Annotated in this window: 17 protein-coding genes; 11 read left to right on the top strand and 6 right to left on the bottom strand. The window is 64.5% G+C overall.

The annotated features are described in order from the left end of the window. Positions 1–71 precede the first annotated feature (71 nt). The 4 genes from QRN51_RS06400 (at position 72) to QRN51_RS06385 (ending at position 2,802) form a co-directional block, all read left to right on the top strand. Positions 72–398 carry a YciI family protein gene (locus tag QRN51_RS06400; protein WP_350224961.1) on the top strand — a complete coding sequence of 109 codons (327 nt, stop codon included), beginning with the start codon at positions 72–74 and terminating at the stop codon, positions 396–398. Between the two features lie 40 nt (positions 399–438). Next, positions 439–1,782: an RNA polymerase sigma factor gene (locus tag QRN51_RS06395; RefSeq protein WP_284989116.1), complete on the top strand. Its 1,344-nt coding sequence runs from the start codon at positions 439–441 to the stop codon at positions 1,780–1,782. Beyond that, complete coding sequence (locus tag QRN51_RS06390; protein WP_059389936.1) at positions 1,779–2,117, top strand: YciI family protein; 339 nt, start codon at positions 1,779–1,781, stop codon at positions 2,115–2,117. Before QRN51_RS06395 ends, QRN51_RS06390 begins: the two co-directional genes overlap by 4 nt. 79 nt (positions 2,118–2,196) lie before the next feature. After that, on the top strand, positions 2,197–2,802 hold the full coding sequence (locus QRN51_RS06385; RefSeq protein WP_284989115.1) for a DUF1326 domain-containing protein: 606 nt from the start codon (positions 2,197–2,199) through the stop codon (positions 2,800–2,802). A gap of 154 nt (positions 2,803–2,956) precedes the next feature. Here QRN51_RS06385 and QRN51_RS06380 read toward each other — a convergent pair whose 3' ends face one another. The 6 genes from QRN51_RS06380 to QRN51_RS06355 form a co-directional block, all read right to left on the bottom strand. Then, on the bottom strand, positions 2,957–4,708 hold the full coding sequence (locus QRN51_RS06380) for a CocE/NonD family hydrolase (RefSeq protein ID WP_284989114.1): 1,752 nt from the start codon (positions 4,706–4,708) through the stop codon (positions 2,957–2,959). Continuing rightward, positions 4,701–5,669 carry an MBL fold metallo-hydrolase gene (locus QRN51_RS06375; RefSeq protein WP_284989113.1) on the bottom strand — a complete coding sequence of 323 codons (969 nt, stop codon included), beginning with the start codon at positions 5,667–5,669 and terminating at the stop codon, positions 4,701–4,703. The genes QRN51_RS06380 and QRN51_RS06375 overlap by 8 nt, the downstream gene beginning before the upstream one ends. Continuing rightward, positions 5,666–6,607 carry an alpha/beta hydrolase gene (locus tag QRN51_RS06370; RefSeq protein ID WP_284989112.1) on the bottom strand — a complete coding sequence of 314 codons (942 nt, stop codon included), beginning with the start codon at positions 6,605–6,607 and terminating at the stop codon, positions 5,666–5,668. The genes QRN51_RS06375 and QRN51_RS06370 overlap by 4 nt, the downstream gene beginning before the upstream one ends. Further along, a complete protein-coding gene (locus tag QRN51_RS06365) occupies positions 6,604–7,758 on the bottom strand; it encodes an FAD-dependent oxidoreductase (RefSeq protein ID WP_284989111.1) in 1,155 nt (384 codons plus the stop codon). Before QRN51_RS06365 ends, QRN51_RS06370 begins: the two co-directional genes overlap by 4 nt. A 69-nt stretch (positions 7,759–7,827) precedes the next feature. Then, complete coding sequence (locus QRN51_RS06360; RefSeq protein ID WP_284989110.1) at positions 7,828–8,781, bottom strand: phosphotriesterase family protein; 954 nt, start codon at positions 8,779–8,781, stop codon at positions 7,828–7,830. A 46-nt stretch (positions 8,782–8,827) separates the two neighbouring features. After that, positions 8,828–9,928, bottom strand: coding sequence for a phosphotriesterase family protein (locus QRN51_RS06355; RefSeq protein WP_284989109.1), 1,101 nt, complete (start codon positions 9,926–9,928; stop codon positions 8,828–8,830). Between the two features lie 132 nt (positions 9,929–10,060). Here QRN51_RS06355 and QRN51_RS06350 point away from each other — a divergent pair, with 132 nt between their 5' ends. The 7 genes from QRN51_RS06350 to QRN51_RS06320 all read left to right on the top strand — a co-directional run bounded on the left by QRN51_RS06350 (position 10,061) and on the right by QRN51_RS06320 (position 16,904). Next, a complete protein-coding gene (locus tag QRN51_RS06350; protein WP_284989108.1) occupies positions 10,061–11,782 on the top strand; it encodes an MFS transporter in 1,722 nt (573 codons plus the stop codon). 47 nt (positions 11,783–11,829) lie between these two features. Then, positions 11,830–13,002 (top strand): cytochrome P450, encoded by a 1,173-nt coding sequence (locus tag QRN51_RS06345; protein WP_284989107.1) that lies wholly within the window; start codon positions 11,830–11,832, stop codon positions 13,000–13,002. Continuing rightward, positions 12,999–13,193 carry a ferredoxin gene (locus QRN51_RS06340; RefSeq protein ID WP_284989106.1) on the top strand — a complete coding sequence of 65 codons (195 nt, stop codon included), beginning with the start codon at positions 12,999–13,001 and terminating at the stop codon, positions 13,191–13,193. Before QRN51_RS06345 ends, QRN51_RS06340 begins: the two co-directional genes overlap by 4 nt. After that, positions 13,190–14,383, top strand: coding sequence for an NAD(P)/FAD-dependent oxidoreductase (locus QRN51_RS06335; protein ID WP_284989105.1), 1,194 nt, complete (start codon positions 13,190–13,192; stop codon positions 14,381–14,383). Before QRN51_RS06340 ends, QRN51_RS06335 begins: the two co-directional genes overlap by 4 nt. Before the next feature lie 354 nt (positions 14,384–14,737). After that, positions 14,738–15,352 carry a TetR/AcrR family transcriptional regulator gene (locus tag QRN51_RS06330; protein ID WP_284989104.1) on the top strand — a complete coding sequence of 205 codons (615 nt, stop codon included), beginning with the start codon at positions 14,738–14,740 and terminating at the stop codon, positions 15,350–15,352. A gap of 79 nt (positions 15,353–15,431) precedes the next feature. Further along, positions 15,432–15,635: a hypothetical protein gene (locus QRN51_RS06325; protein ID WP_059389943.1), complete on the top strand. Its 204-nt coding sequence runs from the start codon at positions 15,432–15,434 to the stop codon at positions 15,633–15,635. Between the two features lie 99 nt (positions 15,636–15,734). Next, complete coding sequence (locus QRN51_RS06320; RefSeq protein WP_284989103.1) at positions 15,735–16,904, top strand: glutamate--cysteine ligase; 1,170 nt, start codon at positions 15,735–15,737, stop codon at positions 16,902–16,904. Positions 16,905–17,053 lie beyond the last annotated feature (149 nt).

The following is a 17,053-nucleotide window of genomic DNA, read 5'->3' as shown; positions in this document are numbered from 1 at the left end:
GTGTCCTTTTCGCGACGTCCCGCCCGTCGTCATGGTGTATCAACCGAGAAGAAGGAGTCATCGTGGAGTACATGCTTTTCATTTGCAACGACCCGGCAGCGCCGGAATATGTCGCCGCCGAGGACAATATCGTTGAATGGGTGGCCGAGATGGAAGCCCGCGGCGTAACCCGTCACGGCGACCGGCTGCGTCCCGTCGAGGACGCCACCACCGTCACGGTGCGGGCGGGCGAAGTGGTTGTCTCGGACGGGCCGTTTGCGGAGACGAAAGAGTGGATCGCGGGCTACGACGTCATCGCGTGTGCCGATCTCGATGAGGCCATCGAGGTGGCGTCCAAGCATCCCATGGCACGATTCGGCAAGATCGAGATCAGGCCAGTGTGGACGCTCGGGCTGTAGCGGCTCGCCCGGCGTCCGGCGTCTTGAGCGGGGAGATGAAATGGCGAGAGAACTGACGGATGCCCGGACCGCCGTCGAGGCTGCCTCCGCCGAGGAGAACGCCCGGATCACCGCAACCCTCATCCGGGTGACGGGAGACTGGAGCCTGGCGGAGGATTGCGTCCAGGACGCGTTCGCAAAGGCATTGGTCGACTGGCCGGAGCACGGCGTTCCGCGGAACCCCGGGGCTTGGCTGACCACAGTGGCGAGGAACAGGGCGATCGATCGCATGCGGAGTGCGGCCAGTGAAAAGAGGGCTGTCCGTGAACTCGCGATCATCGCCCAACTCGAAGGCCTGGGGGATGGGGGCAGCAATGATCCGGGTGCGGAAGACGACCGGCTGCGGCTGATCTTCACCTGTTGCCACCCTGCCCTCCCGCTCGACGCAAGGGTTGCGTTGACGCTGCGCACCGTCGCAGGGCTGACGACGGGTGAGATTGCGCGTGCGTTCCTCGTCTCGGAGGCAACCATGTCAAAGCGGCTGGTCCGCGCACGGGCCCAGATACGTGACGCAGGAATCCCGTATCGGGTACCGCCCCCGGAGCTGAGAGCCGAACGCACGTCCGGGGTCCTGGCGGTGCTCTATCTCATGTTCAACGAAGGCTATTCCGCCACGGGCGGCGATTCCTTGATCCGGGAGTCCCTTGCGCGGGAAGCGATTCGCCTCAACCGCTTGCTCGTTTCGTTGCTTGCCGGTTCACAGCAGGAACCGGAGGCCATGGGCCTCCTCGCGCTCATGCTGTTCCACCATGCCCGGCGAAGCTCTCGAACGGACGCGGCGGGGGACTTGGTGACGTTGGAGGAGCAAGACCGCGAATCGTGGGACCAGGCTGAGGTTGCCGAGGCCGTTGCGCTCCTTGCCGCTGCCGAACGGCTTGGCATTTCACACCGATCCCGGCCAGGGAGCTACCGTGTCCAGGCCGCTATTGCGGCATGCCATATGACCGCCCGCACCCCAGGAAGTACAGACTTCGCCCGGGTGGCCTTGCTGTACGACTCCCTTGCGCAGATTGCGCCGTCGCCGGTTGTCGAACTCAACCGCGCTGTCGCCGTCGCAATGTCCCAAGGTCCGGAGGCCGGGCTGGCCCTCATCGAGCAACTGGACCGATCCCGCTCGCTCGAGGGGTACTACCTTCTGCCCGCCGCGAAAGCGGACCTCCTGAGGCGGCTCGGCCGAAGGTCGGAGGCGAGGGACGAATACCAGCGGGCCCGCGAACTCGCACCATCCGAGGCGGAACGCCGCTACCTTGGCAAACGCCTGGCGGAGACTGGTTCTGCGTCCTCGTCCTCATCTGAATCCACGCCGAATAGCAATGCGACATCCGCCGTCAAGGAGAAAAGATGAAACATCTCTTGCTGATTCAAAACAATTTCGACGCCTGGAACGCCCTTCCAGAGTCCGAGATCGACGCGATCATGGAGGCGCACACCTCCTTGCAGCAGGAACTCAGGGCCTCCGGAGAATTTGTGGAGGCTCATGAACTCGGTGAAGAAGCGAAGTTCGTGAGAAACAACGGCAGCGGGCCTACGGTGACGGACGGCCCGTTCATCGAGACGAAGGAAATCGTGGCCGGCTACTACGTGGTTGACTGCGTGGACATGGCAAGGGCTGTGGAGATCGCCGGCAAGTTCGGAGAGGCCAGGCTGTGGCCTATCGAGGTACGACCCATGGACCCGTGAGCGATCCGGAGACCGTTGACACTGTTCCGGGCCGCGAGGAGACTTTTTTCTGGGGATGCCTCGCCGAAAGGAGCCCCAGATGTCGTGGCACGTCGAGGGTACGTATTTTGAGAATTGCAACTGCGACATGGTCTGCCCGTGTTCCACTTCAGGGCTGACCGCACCGGCGGATAACGATCGATGCAACGTGGCCCTGGCCTTTCATGTGGACACAGGTGAGGTAAACGGCGTCGACGTCGGTGGCCTGACGGTCTGCGTCGTCGCCGATACGCCTGCCCTCATGAGCGACGGGGGATGGAAACTCGGCGTGCTGATGGACGCCGCCGCCTCACCCGAGCAAGCCGAAGCGCTCGGCGCTGTTTTCGGTGGCCAGCTCGGCGGACCGATGGAGGGCCTCACACCTCTGATCGGTGAAATGGCGGGAATGGAGTCCCTGGAAATCGCCTACACCGAAGACGGTCGTTCGCACCAGGTCCGCGTCGGCAGTGCCGTCGACTTGGCCGTTGAGGACTTCGTGTCTCCGATGGATGCCACAGGGCTCGGAGTGAAAGTCAGCGGGGTAGGATTCCCGGCGGACACCTTGGCCGCGGGCACAGCCAGCACGGCCCGCGTGGACGTGTTCGGGATGACCTGGGACAACGCCGGAAAGAACTCCTTCTCCGCTCCCTTTGCCTGGTCGGCCTAGGTGCCGCTTCCTGGACGCCCGCTCGCTTATACGGTCAAATTCCACGACGCTCGCTCTGATATGTCGTCAAATTCCGGGACGCTCGCTCACATCGTGTGAGCGAGCGTCGACGGAAAGCACCCTAAAAGTGAGCGAGCGTCCCGGGACGCGAAGCTTAGTCAAACGGTCCGACAACCCGGTGCGCTGAGCCGTCCACCCTCGTGAACGGCAAGACGAGCCGCGACTGGTGGGTGGCGTCGCGGTAGATCTTGTGCGTGACGGGGCGGCCTACCGGCAAGTGGAAGGCGTCAGGCGGGAGTAGTGCGTTGTGCTCGTCGGCCAGCGGCTCATCGTTGGACAGTTCAACCGTGAGGCGATGACCTGCCTTGAACGTGTTGGCGAACGGGTAGAGGCGCAGTACGTACTCCTCGATCGTCCCGGGCTCCACCGGCACTGATCGGGTGTGCGGGTGGTAGGGGTTGCCCTCGGTAGTCCGTTCGTCCAGTTCACGGTGCGATGCCTTGAGGTAGCCGGTGGTGATCAGCTGGCGTTCCCCGTTCGGCGCGGTGTCCCAGAGGCGCAGGATGAAGTTTGTGTCGGCCTGGTCGATTTCCGCGAAGATGTGGGCGGCGCCTGCGCCGATCAATTCCGTGTCCTGCTCGAACGGCTGGGTGCTCCACGAGAGGATCTCCACCTTATCTGTCACCGTTAGCGGGGCTTGGTAGAAACCGTCGGGGGCGGCGTACTCCGCACCCATGGGCTCCGGCTCTTCCGACAGCTTGTGGCGCGGCCGGAGGTAGAGGGACTTGTACTCGATGTCCTTCGGCGGCCACTGCCCGGCGGTCACCACTTCGCGCGAGCCCTCCACGAAGACGCTGACGGGCGGCTCGTCCATGACCCCGTTGTCGATGCCTTTGATCCAGTAGTCATACCACCGGAACATTTTGTCGTGCTCCTCGATGAAGGGGCGTGATTGCATGGGCGGGTAGGGGCCGATGGTCAGCTTTTTCGGGCCCTTGAGTGCGTTGTACAACTCGATGGTGCCGTCAAGGGTCCACCCGCGGCCTTGGTCGAGCTGCAGCCAGACCGGGATGTCGATGTTCGGGGCCAGCGTGATGGGGTTGCGTTCTTCGTACCATTCACCGTCCAGTTCGTTCATGACGATGTCGAACCAGGCCTCGTGGTTCTTGGGGTAGTTCAGTACATGGACCAGGTTCGGCCAGGCCGCGATGTCCGGATCCTCGAGGCGCTCGGCGACGAGCTTCTTGAGTTCCCCTGGAGAATGCTTCTCGATCATGCGGGACTTCACGTTGTCGGTGAACGCCCAGCCCGAGTCCCCTCCGCGTCCTTCGCGGGCGGCACGCGGCATGAACCACATGATGCCGCCGTGGTACGTCGTTTCATAGAAGTCGTAATGGCCGCCGGAGACGAAGATCGCCTTGAGGTGCGGCGGACGCTCGGCGGCGGCCAGAACCTGCATCGAACCGAAGTAGGAGATGCCCACCATGCCGACGTTCCCGTCGCACCATGGCTGCGCGGCGACCCATTCGATGAAGTCGTAGGCGTCCTGGCCAAGCGACACACCGCCGGCGTTGTAGTTGCCGATGTGCTCGCCGCCCGAGAAGCCCGAGCCTCGGAGGTCGCCGATGACATGGACGTAATCTTCCTTGACGATCCTGGCGATGTCCCCGGCCTCGATGCAGCCGTCCCACATGGGGCTGGGACGCCGCTGCGGGGGAGTGGTGAGGGCAAGGGCCTGCAGCTCCTTGCCGTACGGGCTGAGTGCCACCAATGCCGGGCGCGGCTTGTTTTCGGGGCCGTGGTAGGCGTCCGCGGCGAGCTCGACGCCGTCCCGCATCGGGACCCGAAGGTCCTTGCGGACAGCTATGGATTGCCCGCTGGCATTCAGCAACTGAAAGTCATCCATGAGTGGTGGTCTCCTCATCTTCGATCAAATGGTCCAGCGACGTGCGGTACCCCTGCAGGGTGGTGAAGAACGGGGAGGGCTCCAGCGTGGGGTCCCCGTCGTATCCAAGCTCCTTTGCCACGGGGGTGAAGGGGGAGTAGGGCGAGTCCGTATCCTGCAGGCCGGATGCTATGCAGCCGTAGGCCGCTTTGCTGACACGGGCCTCGATGTCCAGGCTCCCTTGGAGCGCTTCCCTTGCCTGTCCGGCGTCGAGCTCCACGCCGTAGGGCGTGCCGTCCCTGCGGCGGTACGGGTGCCCCAGGTACAAGTGCCGTGGACGGACCTCATCGCGCAGGTACTCAAGGCTCGAGCGGTAGGCGGCCGGGTCCACGAACCCCGGAAAGCCGTTTGCCGCGCCGTGGATTTGGACCGCGTCGCCGACGAACACGTCATTCTGCCCGTCGAGGACGTATGCCACAGACCCCGGGGTGTGGCCCGGAAGCGAATGGACCGAAACCGTCGCGCCACCGCCCAGCGGGATGGTCTCGCCGCCCCGCACCAACAGCGTCGGCTCCATCTCGCCCGAGATCACGGCATTCGTGGCCGCGGTGAGCTTCGCCTCGCCGTCGGGATCCCGCAGATACTGCGCCCGCCCGGAAAGGTATTCGTCCACATGGGCCCGGCGCGAGCGCAAGAACGGTGCGTCGGCCTCATGAATGACCACTTGGGCGCGCCGTCCGGTGAGCTCCCACAGGGCGTAGGCGCCGCCAATGTGGTCGATGTGTCCATGGGTCAGCAGGATCCAGCGGACGTCTTCGATCCGGCGTCCGATTGCCTCCAGTGCCGGCACCATGCCGTCGGCGGGGGAGGACGCGATCCCGGTGTCGACAATGGCCGGTTCGGCGGTGTCGATGAAGAAGCTGTAGAGACCGAAGCGGCCCCACGGCGAGACGAGGGGATGCACAGCGACCGGCGTCGTCATTGGCCGGCCCTCGCGTTCAGGAATTCGCCCGTCTCCTCGAATGCCCGGTACAGCTCCGGTATCCAGGAGAAGTGCTGGACAAAACCATGATTGGCGCCGGGGTAGCGGGTCACTTTTGTCTCGACGCCGGCCTCCGCCAAGCGCCGGCCATAGAGTTCGCCCTCGTCCCGGACGGGATCGTGCTCGGCGGTGATGACCAGCGCTGCCGGCAGCCCGGCGAGATCTTCCCGCTTGATGGGGGAGACACGGGGGTCTGCAGGGTCGGCCCCGTTCTCAAGGTAGAACGAGTTGAAGGGTTTGAGGCCCGCCGTCTCCAGCCCGTATCCATCGGCGTTTTCGCGCAGTGAGGGGTAACGCTCGACGTCGAAATCCAGGTCCAGCGACGGGTAGAAGAGAACCTGGTGGGTGATCCGGTTGAACCCGTCGTCGTGGGCTATCGCGGCGACGGCGGCGACGAAGTTGCCGCCGGAACTGTCGCCGGCAATCGCGAGGTTCTTCCCGTCCCACTTCAGGTTTCCGCCCTTCCCGGCCGCCCAGCGGACCACTCCATAACAGTCATCGAGCCCTGCAGGGAACACGGCCTCGGGAGCCAAACGGTAGCCAACCGAGATGACCTTGTGTCCGGTTTCCTTTGCCAGGGCGCGTGCCACGTGGTCGTGGGTGTCCAGGCCGCCCAGGAAGAAGGCGCCGCCGTGGAAGTACACCAGCAGGCCATAGGAGTCGGCCTCCATCGGCGTATAGATCCGCACCGGCACTTCGCCCGACGACGTGACAGCCGTGGCGTCGTCCACCGAGTACAGCGGTAGCCGCTCCGCCAGCGGCGGGACCTGGGCTGCCTCGCCGGCGCGCATGGCTCGAGGGTCCAAGGGCGAACCATCGGGTGCCGGCAAAGTGGCCAGGACCTTGGCGATTTCCGGATGGATGGCCATGGCGTTCATGCCCTCGCTTCTGCTGTTACGGGCGCGCTGGCGGGCTTTTGCGACGTGGGCTTCTGACCCGGGAAGACATCGTTGACCTCTTCCTCGCTCCAGCCTTGACGGGAGATGCGCTGCAGCTCATCCGTCACCGGCTTGCGGGTTGCCTGGAACAGGGCCAGCGCCTCCTTGACCGTGGCGGCCTGGGTGAGCGCGTCGGCGAGTGCACCTGCGTCCTCAATGGCCGAGTTTGCGCCTTGTCCCTGGTGGTGCAACATGGAGTGCGCCGCGTCGCCCATGAGCACCACGGAGTCGGTGTGCCACGAGTCGACCGGGTCGATGTCGTAGACGGCGCGGACATTGACCGTGTTCATGTCGAGGCCCCTTGTGATGTTCACGATGCGCTCGTCGAATCCGCTGACGGTTTCCAGGAGGCTTTCCTTGCTCACCTTCGGCGCCCAGGTACCGTCCGGGTTCAGGGCAGTAATGTCGAAGGACACCTGGTTCCGGTGGCGAAGCGGCAACAGGTAGACCTTGGTGCCCTTGCCGATGTACATCCGTAGGTTGTCGTCAACCACCAGGCCGTGGGCGTCGTCGGCGGAAATGACCACACGGTAAGCGTGTTCTCCCGAGAACACGGGGCCTTTGTCGCTGAAGAGCTGCTCGCGGACCACGGATTTGATGCCGTCGGCACCCACCACGAGGTCTGCCTCGACGGTATTGCCGTTCGTGAAGCTCAGCACGGAACGGCCGTCCATTTCCTCGATCTTCTCGAGCTTGTGGCCCAGGTGCACCATTCCCTTCGGGAGCACGCCGAGCAAGGCCTCGATGAAGTCCCCCCGGTGGATGAGGTAGGTGTGGGCCTGCTCGCCGAACTCCGGCCACGTGTCCTTCAAGATCGGTTCACCGCTGGCCGTGAGGATTTCGAAGTAGTCGCTCGGCGAACTGACCTTGGCGATAGCATCGAAGATCCCCCACCTGTTGAAACGGTCCATGGTGGCGGGACGCAGTCCAATGCCGGCGCCAACCTCCCGCATCTGCGACGCTTGCTCGTACACGTTGACGTTCGCACCGAGCAGGCTCAGGGCTTTGGCCGCAGCTGCGCCCCCATACCCTGCGCCGACGATGGCGATGTTGAGGTTCTTGATGTCTTCAGCCTTCATTGTTTGGATCACTTTCTTGACTCTTCCTTGGCCTGGGACCAAGTCTGGAGAAGCGGGTAGATTGTAGTGCCCGTCCGGAAGTCAGGCGTCCAGCGACAGGAAGCCGGCCGGGTTGTCTTCGAGCAGGAGTTTGAGAGTGGCGTCGTCGATTCCCGCGGCGCGCATGTCGGGGATCATGTCCTCGAAGAGGTAGTTGATGGTGTGGCCCTTGACCCCCGGCCAGCCCAGCGGGCTGCAATTCGCGTCCGCCGAAACGAGCAGCTTGTCTGCGTAGCCCTTTTTCACGAGGGTCACGAAGTGCTGCATGCGTTCGGCGCGCTTGCGGCCCCAAAACGGGGGATCCGGAAGTTCGAGGTCGTAGCCGAAGGTATCGAAGCCGATTCGGCCGCCCTGCTCGTAGATCCAGTCATGCGGGGTGATCGGAGCGTTCAATCCGTCGTCGGCGTGGCCGAAGAGCACGCGGTCCAGGGAGAGGCCCTCTTCGTTGAAGATGGAAACCGCCGGCTCGGGATCGATGGCCAGGTGGGTCAGTATTGGCGCACCGGTGACGACGGCGGCGCGGGCCGCGGCCCGGTAGACTCGTTTGTCCAGCTCTGTCATTCGTCCACCGCGGCTCACGCCCACCTTGATCACGCCGGCTTTGGCGCCGGTGTTTCCGATGCCCGCAGTGATCTCGTGGATGAACACTTTCGCGAGGTAGTCCACGGTGGCGCGGGAGAAATGCGGCAGGGCGGTGTCGCCGCCGACGAACCCGGTGCAGGCCACAATGTGCACCCCGGTCTTCCGGGACAGGGACTTGTAGTAGTCGACGTCACGGCCGTTGCAGATACCCGTGGCGTCCACTAACGTGCCGCCGCCGTATTCGCGGAACTTCCGCAACTTCGGCACGGTTTCTTCATAGGCCTGTTCCGGGGTCTTCCACCATTTGCTGTCGAGTTCGGACCCGGGCATGCCGTACCCGATGTGTTCGTGGACCGCCACGATTTCCAGTTCTTCGGCCGGAATGGTTCCGAGCACTGTATTGACCTTGGTCATTCGTTCACCTCAGGGGTTCTCAAGCTTGTTGCGGGTGGGCGGGTGCTTAGCGCACGGTCAGGAGATTGCGCGGATTGTCCACGAGGATGCGTTGGGCGTCTTCGTCACTCAGGCCCTGGGTCTTGAGGTGGGGCACGAACGTGGCCACCACGTGGCTGTAGGGCAGCTCGTACTCCGGGAGGCCCTTGGCCACTCCGATTGAGTTGCCCGAGAGGATGATCTTGCCGGCGTGGCCGGCGCTGACGAGTTCGAGTACCAGTGCAGTGCGTTCCTGGTCGCTGAGGTAGCCCGGATGGTCGTTCAAGCCCACGTGGTCGATGCCGACGAATGCTCCGCGGCGGGCCACCTCAATGGCCGTTCCGGCGGCGTCCTTGCGGTCCAAGTCACCGACAAGCACCCGCTCGGCCCCGATCTGCTCATCCAGGACGATGTCCAAGTCGTGCAAGGCGTCGGCGCCGAAGCGGATGGAGACCGGAATACCTGTGTCCCTGGCGGCGCGGGCGGAGCCGCGGAACAGGCTTTCCTCGGTGGGGGTCAGCCCGGCACGGTCGGCGATGGCGGCCACGATGCCCGCGGCGGCGCGGCGTTCAAGCCGGGGAATCACCATCCCCTCGCTGACCTCCCTCCCGAAGAGATCGGCGAACTTTTCGGCCGGCCACGGGGTGGGCGGGTTGGTCTGTGGCGTCAGGAAGTACCCGCCGAGTTCTTCCTCCGGGCCCAAGCCCGTGGAGGCCACGATGTGGACGCCGGTGGAGCGGGAGAGTGCCTCGTAGAGTTTGAGGTCGCGGCCGTGGAACATGCCGGTGCTGTCGACGATCGTTTGCCCGCCGAACCCACGGAACTCCGTGAGTTTCGCAGCCAGGGCCTCGAAGATCTCCGCCCGGTCCATCGAGATGTCGGGAGCGTACTGGGCGCCCGGGAGCACCGACAACAACGCTTCATGGACCGCAACGACGCCCAGTTCAGAAGCAGGTACGGGGCCCAGGACCGTGTTGACGGTTTGCCCGGCGGGGGCATCAATCACGTCGGCGGTGCCGGTGGGGGTGGTGTGACTCACGGGGGTCTTCTCCCTTGAAGATCGGATGTTGAATGCAGGGACGCCGCGCAGTGTGACCGCGCCGTCGCTCCGTTGCGATGCAGCCAGCATCACACTTTCCTTTACATACTGTCAAGAAATTTATACAAGAGAATTTTCCTTGACATGCTGTAAGAATTAACTCCACACTGTCTCATATAGTCCCCACGAACCAGATCGAACAGAAACAAGGGAGTTTCATCGATGAGTCAAACCATTTCGGTAGCGAGCCGCGGCTCTGTACGGGCCACTTTCGTGGCCGCCTACAGCGCTGTCACCCTCGCGCAGATCACCAACGCGTTGCCAGGGGCCCTCAGCGGCACCTTTGCCGTGGAATTCCACACCTCGGGCGCTGGCCTGACCTGGATCGCGGGCATGTTCCTGATGGGCATTGTGGTGTTCGAGCTCAGCTGGGGACTCCTGGGCGATATGTTCGGGCGCAGGAAGCTGCTCTATGTCGGCGCTGCCGTCAGCGTCATCGGCTCGGTCATGGCCGCGATGGCGCCCTCCACCGGCGTGATGATCGTCGCGCAGGCCATCGGCGGCATAGGGGCGGGCATACTCTTTCCCATTTCGCTTTCCATGATCGCGGCGATCACCCCCGACCACCGCGCCCGGGCGAAGGTCATCGCCACCTGGGCAGGGTTCCTGTCACTGGGCGCGGTGATTTCCCCGGTGCTTGCCGGGTTCACTGCGCAGTTCTTCACCGTGCCCGGCGGTGGACCAGGCGCCTCGAACGCCTTCAGTGGCTGGCGTGCGGCCTATTTGATTGCGGCCGCTGTTGCCGTCGTCGTTCTTCTCATCGCGGTCCGCGCGAAAGATTCCGCAGCCGCCGAGGGGCGCAAACTGGACATGCCCGGCCAGCTCACTCTCGCCGTCGGCCTCATTGCCGTCCTTTACGCCACGGTGACGGCGGTCGACGCCGGCTTCGGCAGCGCGCAGGTTATCGCAAGCTACATCGCCGGCGGAATCCTGCTCATCGCTTTCATCATCATCGAGTCGCGCACCGCGCAGCCACTGATCCACCTCTCGCTGTTCAAGAACAGCTCCTACTCGATCACCGGGATTGTGGCCGTCACTGGGATGTTCGCTTTCCTTGCGATCTGCTTCAGCACGAGCGTCGCCGTCAGCGGCCTGGCCCTGGCCGAGACCTGGAAGGTCGGAGTTCTGTTCGTCTTCATCCAGGGCCCGGCATTCGCCTTCATCCCGGTGGTCGGGTGGCTCATCCACCATGTTGCCCCACGCTGGGTACTGACGGCCGGCTTCGCTTTCATGGCCGTCTCCGGGCTCTGGCTCTCCACGTTCGCACTCGGCACCCCGGAGACTTTCGGCGGCACGCCGTGGACAGCATTCATTCCGCCTCTGCTCGTGCTGGGTGTCGGCTTCGCCCTCACGGTCGGCTCCGTTACCGCAGTGGCCATCAACACCGTCCCGGCCCAACAAATCGGCATGGCGTCCGCCACGACGAATCTCCTGCGCGACCTCGGCTTCGCCCTCGGTCCTGTGATCGGCTCGGCCATCGCCTTCGGCATTGGAGCCACAGTCTTCGCTGGTCCCCTTGCCGGCATCCTCGGGGCGGCCGGAATGCCCGCAGATGCAGTGGCCGGACTGGCGCACGTGCCGCCGCTTGGTTTCCTCTCAGGCTGGGACGGCATCGTCGCCCAATTCTCCGGCCAGGCAGCGGGAGGCGGTGCTCCGGCCCCGGCGGTCGATGGCATGGTCAAGGCCCTCGCCGCAGCCAAGCCGCGGATCCAGGGGGTCGCCGGGACGTCCCTCGGCGAGGGTTTCCAGACCGTCTATCTCTGCGCGGGCGTCGCGGCGACCCTCTCCGCCGTTCTCACCCTCTTCATCTCCGCACGGTCCTCAGCGCCTACCGCCGATGCCATCACGGAGACCACCGAAGCAAGCGCCGAGGCCGCCGTCTAAGACCTCCGGCACTGACCCGACCACTTACTATCCACAAGGAGAACCCCGTGATCGCACCTATCGAGTCAGACATCGACATCTGGGCTGACGACATCCTCGTCGACCCCTACCCCACCTATGCCGCGCTCCGCGAGCAGGCTTCCGTGGTCCACCTTCCGAAGAACGAGCTGTACGTCCTGACGCGCTACGACGCCATCCGCAATGCCCTCGGCGATCCGGCGGCCCTCTCGTCCACCAGCATCGGATTCAACCCGATGGTCAACGAGGCACTGCAGGGCACCTCCCTTGCCTCCGACCCGCCGATCCACACGCAGCTCCGCGCCACGCTGTCCCAGAACCTCACCCCCCGGGCCCTTCGCGGCCTCAAAGTCGTCATCGACGAAAAGGCGGACAAGCTCGTCGCGGAACTGGCCACCAGTGGCGGCTTCGAGGCCATCGATGCCCTGGCCCGGGCCTTCCCGATCGAGATCGTCGCCGATCTTGTTGGTTTCAGCGGCCACGTCAAGGACAACATGCTGCGCTGGGGCCAGGCCGCGATGCAAGTCATCGGTCCGCTGAACCAGCGCACCCAGGAGAGTTTCCCGATCGCCGGCGAATTATACGGCTGGTGCTCCTCGGTCACCGCGGATGACCTCGCTCCGGGCTCGATCGGCCGCGGCATCTTCGACGCCGAGACCCGCGGTGACATTCCCAAAGGCTCAGCAGGCCACATCATCCACCAGTATCTTGGAGCCGGCGTCGACACGACCATTGCCTCCATCGGCAACATAGTCGCGCTGTTCGGCCGCCACCCCGATCAGTTCGAGCTGGTCCGGGAGAACCCGGAATTGGTTCCCGCGGCGTTCGCCGAAGTGCTGCGCTATTGGGCTCCGGTCCACATCTGGGGACGCAAGGCCACGCGCGACGTGGAGATCGATGGAGTCACGATACCCTCAGGTGCCCAGGTCGGCATCCTCTTCGGCGCGGGCAACCGGGACCCGCGCCACTACGCGAACCCCGACACCTTCGACGTGAGACGAAACCCCGTGGACCACCTCTCCTTTGGTTATGGACCGCATGGCTGCGCCGGCCAGGGCCTCGCGAAACTCGAGGCACACGCGATCATCGAAGCGCTTGCCCGCAGGGTGAAGACCCTGGCCCTCTCCGATGAGGTCCGCGAGCCGAGCAATATTACGCGGAGCTTCGAGGTTCTCCAGGTTGAGAAGGTAGTGGCGTCATGAGGATCGAACTGGACCGTCCCCGCTGCGAAGGCCACGGCCTGTGCGAGGAAGCCGCGCCCTCGCTGATGCACCTGGATGACGACGGCGAATTGGTCATCGATGTGCCGGACGTGGACGGTGCCGGGCTTGATGCCGCGAAGGCGGCGGTCAGGGTTTGCCCGGTCGCGGCGCTCCGATTGGCTGCGGCATGACCATGCGCAGGATTGTGGTGGTCGGCAACGGCATCGCCGGACTCACAGCATGCGACTCGCTGCGCGCGGCGGGCTTCGACGGCGACTTGACGGTGGTTGGCGACGAGCGCCACCAACCGTACAGCCGTCCCGCCCTGTCGAAGGCGCTGCTGCACAGTGTTAACGGGAGCAACGCCGACGCCCTCCAGGCCCACGAGCTTCCCGAGCCGGGCCACGGAGCGAGCGAGTTGCTCGGCGTCAGTGTAACGGGGCTGGACGTCGACTCCAGGCTGGTTCATCTGGACGGTGGCGATGAATTGCCGTATGACGGCCTCGTGATCGCCTCCGGTTCCCGGGCGAGGCGCCTCAGGGAGGGAGCGCAAGGGAAAGGCTCCTCCAGGGAGCTCACTTTGCGCACCATCGAGGATGCGATCCTGCTCAGGGAGCGACTCGCATCGCGTCCTTCGGTGGTCGTGATCGGCGGCGGGCCGCTCGGAATGGAGGTCGCATCGGGCTGCCTGCACCTTGGCTGCGAAGTCACGCTCGTTTCCGACGGCAAGCCCCTCGCGCGCCAGCTCGGCGACTACCTGGGGCATATGTTCACCTCCTCTGCGATCAGGCAAGGCCTACGAGTGGTTGTCGGCGGGAAAGCCCGTCTAATGGAGTCCGACGCCGGGACGCGGGTTGTCTTGGCCGACGGCACCGAGCTTGAAGCGGATCTGGTGGTCACCGCCGTCGGCGACGAACCGAACACCGATTGGTTGGCCGGAACCCGGCTCCTCGTCGATGGCGCGCTGCGGGTCGATACCCGCGGCCGGCTTCGGTCGGATATCGTCGCCGCCGGCGACGTGGCGTTCTTCCCGGGCAGTCGCGGGGTACGGCGGGTGCCCCTCTGGACGAGCGCGATCGACCAGGCGAAGGCCGCCGCCGTCGGGCTGCTCAAGGGCGACGCGGCCCCCGAGTTCACTTTCCAGCCGTACTTCTGGACCGAGGCCTTCGGCCTGTCGCTCAAGTCGGTCGGCTTCACGCCCATGGTCGGCGCACCGGACTACTGCGAGCCGGGGGAGGACAGCGACTCGATGCTCTTGCGCTGGGAGGACAAGGACGGCTCCGGGACCGCTGTGGCGATCAACTACCGGATCCCCGTCCCGAAATTGCGCCGACTGGCCGACGCCGGCCCGTCACCCAGGACTCTCGCTCACATGATGTGAGCGGGCGTCGGCCGGAAACACCCCAAAGGTGAGCGAGCGTCTGGAAGGGGACGGCGCGACGGCGGAACGGCGGCGGAAGGGGGCTCCGCCGCCGGGCGCTGACGCCCCCGCCCCGTTCGCCACCCTGGACGCTCGCTCACATATATGGCCATCCACCAGCACGCTTACTCACATATGTGGCCATCCACCCAGGACGCTCGCTCAGGTCTGCTGCCAAACACCAGGACGCTCGCTCAGGTCTGCTGCCAAACACGTGGGCGCGTGCGTTCTTTACGGCTTGTCAGCTCGCTTGGCGACGCGCATCCTTTGCTCTTGCTCCGCACAATTGCCGCACACCACGGTTAGGATTGACCCATGTCGTCGTTGCGAGAAGCCCAGAAGCAGCTGACCCGCGACGTGATCGTCGAACGGGCACTCGAACTCTTCACAGAGAAGGGCTACGCGGCAACCACGATCGACGAGATCGCCGCCGCTGCCGGCACCACGAGGGTGACTTTTTACGCGTACTACCCCTCGCGGAGCGATCTGATGAGGGACTTCATGGCGCGCGTCAACGCCGTGCTCGACCGCGCGGATGGTCCCGACAGTGCGTCGACCGCCGTCGAGCTCGTGGACGTGGTGCGGGATGGCAAACTGCCGGGAATCCTTGCCTGGCTCGAGTCGCGCGCTGCGCTCTGGCCGGTCTTCCGTCCGTACCTCGACGTCCTCGACGAGGCTGCTGCGGTTGATCGCGAAGTGCGGACATTGGTGGAGGGTTGGCATGAGGAAGTCATCTCCGACCTTGTCCGCGGCATGCAGCTGGCCGGGCGCTTCCCTGAAGAAACGCACCACATCCGCGGAACACTCGCCTTCACCCAGCTCGACTACGTCGCCACTCTCTGGACGCGGCGCAAGCTCGAGCCAAACCGCGACCACGCGCTAGAAGTGCTCGCCGACAGTTGGTACCACTTGCTCTGCGACGCAGGATAATCAAGCTCCACGCAGCTGCCCAGCTGGTCTTTGCGCTTCACAGGAGTAGCGTTTGCTGTGGCTGACGAGAGGGGTCCACATGAGCTACAAGTATCGAACCGTCAGGGTTCGCGGCACCGAGTTGGTAGGAACCATCGCCCGAAAACACGGCAGCGCGCCGGAAATCTACGAAACCTCGAAGGACGCGAACACATCGGTAGTTCCCGTGTTCTTCCAAGCGACCGGCGAGATCCGATTCTTCGACAGGTCAGTCCTTGAAGACGTCGTGACGCCGGCCAGCTAGCAGCAGTTGCCCGTCTCGGAACTGACCAGAGACGTATGATGCCAGAGGTCCTGCGACTTGTGGTCGTGGGGCATAGCTTTTGTGGCCCACACTTGGCAAGTGCGTACTTTTGGTGTTGAAGAAGAATTCCTGATCGTAGATCCTGACAACGGCAGTCCCGTGCCCCTCGCCGGCGATATCGTGCGCCTTCATGGTGCCGGTCCCCAGGGGGTGGCTCCTCCTTTCGGCCCGACGTTGGCGATCGAGCTTCAGCAGGAGCAAATCGAAGTCATCACCTCCCCGCACAGCAGCCTGAGTGCCCTCGGCGCTGAAATACGTGCCGGACGCTCTTACGCAGATTCGCTGGCCCGAAGGGCGGGCGCGAGAATTGCAGCCCTCGCGACGTCGCCGCTGGCGATCGCTCCGCATGCAACAAACACCGAGCGCTACGACGCCCTCCTGGAAAAGTTCGCTATGACTGCCAGAGAGCAGCTGACCTGCGGATACCACGTCCATGTTTCCGTTGACTCGGATGAGGAAGGCGTGGCAGTGCTGGACCGGATCAGGTCCTGGCTGCCGGTGCTGACTGCACTGAGCTCGAATTCACCGTTCTGGAATGGGTCCGACAGTGGTTACGCCAGTTTCCGGACCCAAGCTTGGAACCGATGGTCCAGTGCCGGTCCCACCGATGTCTTCGGATCTGCCGCGGCCTACCACTCTTTGGTGGCCGACCTGTCGGCAACGGGAGTGATCATGAGCCCGGATTTCGACGCTCGCCTGTCTGCCCGGCACCCTACGGTCGAGATCCGTGTCTCGGATGTTTGCCTTGATGCCCGGGATGCCCTGCTGATCGCGGCCTTGGTGCGTGCCTTGGTGGATACAGCCGCCAGGGAATGGAAATCCGGACAGCGTCCGGACATGGTTTCTGTCCCCGTACTGCGCCAGGCCACGTGGCGGGCCAGCCGGTTCGGCCTGCACGGCGAGCTGCTCCACCCGAGAACGCACAAGCCCGCCACAGCAAGGCACGTCCTTGCCGCACTCCACTCCCACGTCCGCGATGCCCTCGAAGGGACCGGGGACGCACACTACGCCAACGAGGGACTGCAAAGGATCCTCAGCCAAGGCACGGGAGCCGCGCGGCAACGGCAAGCCCACCAACGCACCGGCAGTCTTGCCGGCGTCGTCGCATATGCAACGGGCGTCACCCACCTCGAACCCATTGATCACGAACACACCGACGAACCTTATTTCGCGGCGGCCTCGGGGACTGCCGCGCTCGTGGCGAGCTAGCCGTCGGCCGAAATTGCGGCTCCATCGGAGCTCGCCGTTAGGGTGAGGCATGAGCGATAAGGGCAAGAGCTCCGACCGTTCTTAGCGCACCGTGCCTGAATGCACGACGGCGGGGCGTTCAGTGCCGGAGCCACCACCAGGAAGGAATC

The organism is Arthrobacter sp. efr-133-TYG-120 (assembly GCF_030209785.1).
Taxonomy (GTDB): Bacteria; Actinomycetota; Actinomycetes; order Actinomycetales; family Micrococcaceae; genus Arthrobacter.
The sequence above is the reverse complement of the archived record's forward strand: the minus strand, read 5'-3'. Positions and strand labels throughout refer to the sequence as shown.

Coding starts and splice junctions, on each gene's coding strand:
- QRN51_RS06385 (WP_284989115.1), top strand. CDS start 2,197: ATGTCGTGGCACGTCGAGGGTACGTATTTTGAGAATTGCAACTGCGAC.
- QRN51_RS06355 (WP_284989109.1), bottom strand. CDS start 9,928: ATGCTGGCTGCATCGCAACGGAGCGACGGCGCGGTCACACTGCGCGGC.
- QRN51_RS06370 (WP_284989112.1), bottom strand. CDS start 6,607: ATGAACGCCATGGCCATCCATCCGGAAATCGCCAAGGTCCTGGCCACT.
- QRN51_RS06390 (WP_059389936.1), top strand. CDS start 1,779: ATGAAACATCTCTTGCTGATTCAAAACAATTTCGACGCCTGGAACGCC.
- QRN51_RS06325 (WP_059389943.1), top strand. CDS start 15,432: ATGAGCTACAAGTATCGAACCGTCAGGGTTCGCGGCACCGAGTTGGTA.
- QRN51_RS06335 (WP_284989105.1), top strand. CDS start 13,190: ATGACCATGCGCAGGATTGTGGTGGTCGGCAACGGCATCGCCGGACTC.
- QRN51_RS06395 (WP_284989116.1), top strand. CDS start 439: ATGGCGAGAGAACTGACGGATGCCCGGACCGCCGTCGAGGCTGCCTCC.
- QRN51_RS06340 (WP_284989106.1), top strand. CDS start 12,999: ATGAGGATCGAACTGGACCGTCCCCGCTGCGAAGGCCACGGCCTGTGC.
- QRN51_RS06350 (WP_284989108.1), top strand. CDS start 10,061: ATGAGTCAAACCATTTCGGTAGCGAGCCGCGGCTCTGTACGGGCCACT.
- QRN51_RS06400 (WP_350224961.1), top strand. CDS start 72: ATGCTTTTCATTTGCAACGACCCGGCAGCGCCGGAATATGTCGCCGCC.
- QRN51_RS06360 (WP_284989110.1), bottom strand. CDS start 8,781: ATGACCAAGGTCAATACAGTGCTCGGAACCATTCCGGCCGAAGAACTG.
- QRN51_RS06330 (WP_284989104.1), top strand. CDS start 14,738: ATGTCGTCGTTGCGAGAAGCCCAGAAGCAGCTGACCCGCGACGTGATC.
- QRN51_RS06375 (WP_284989113.1), bottom strand. CDS start 5,669: ATGACGACGCCGGTCGCTGTGCATCCCCTCGTCTCGCCGTGGGGCCGC.
- QRN51_RS06380 (WP_284989114.1), bottom strand. CDS start 4,708: ATGGATGACTTTCAGTTGCTGAATGCCAGCGGGCAATCCATAGCTGTC.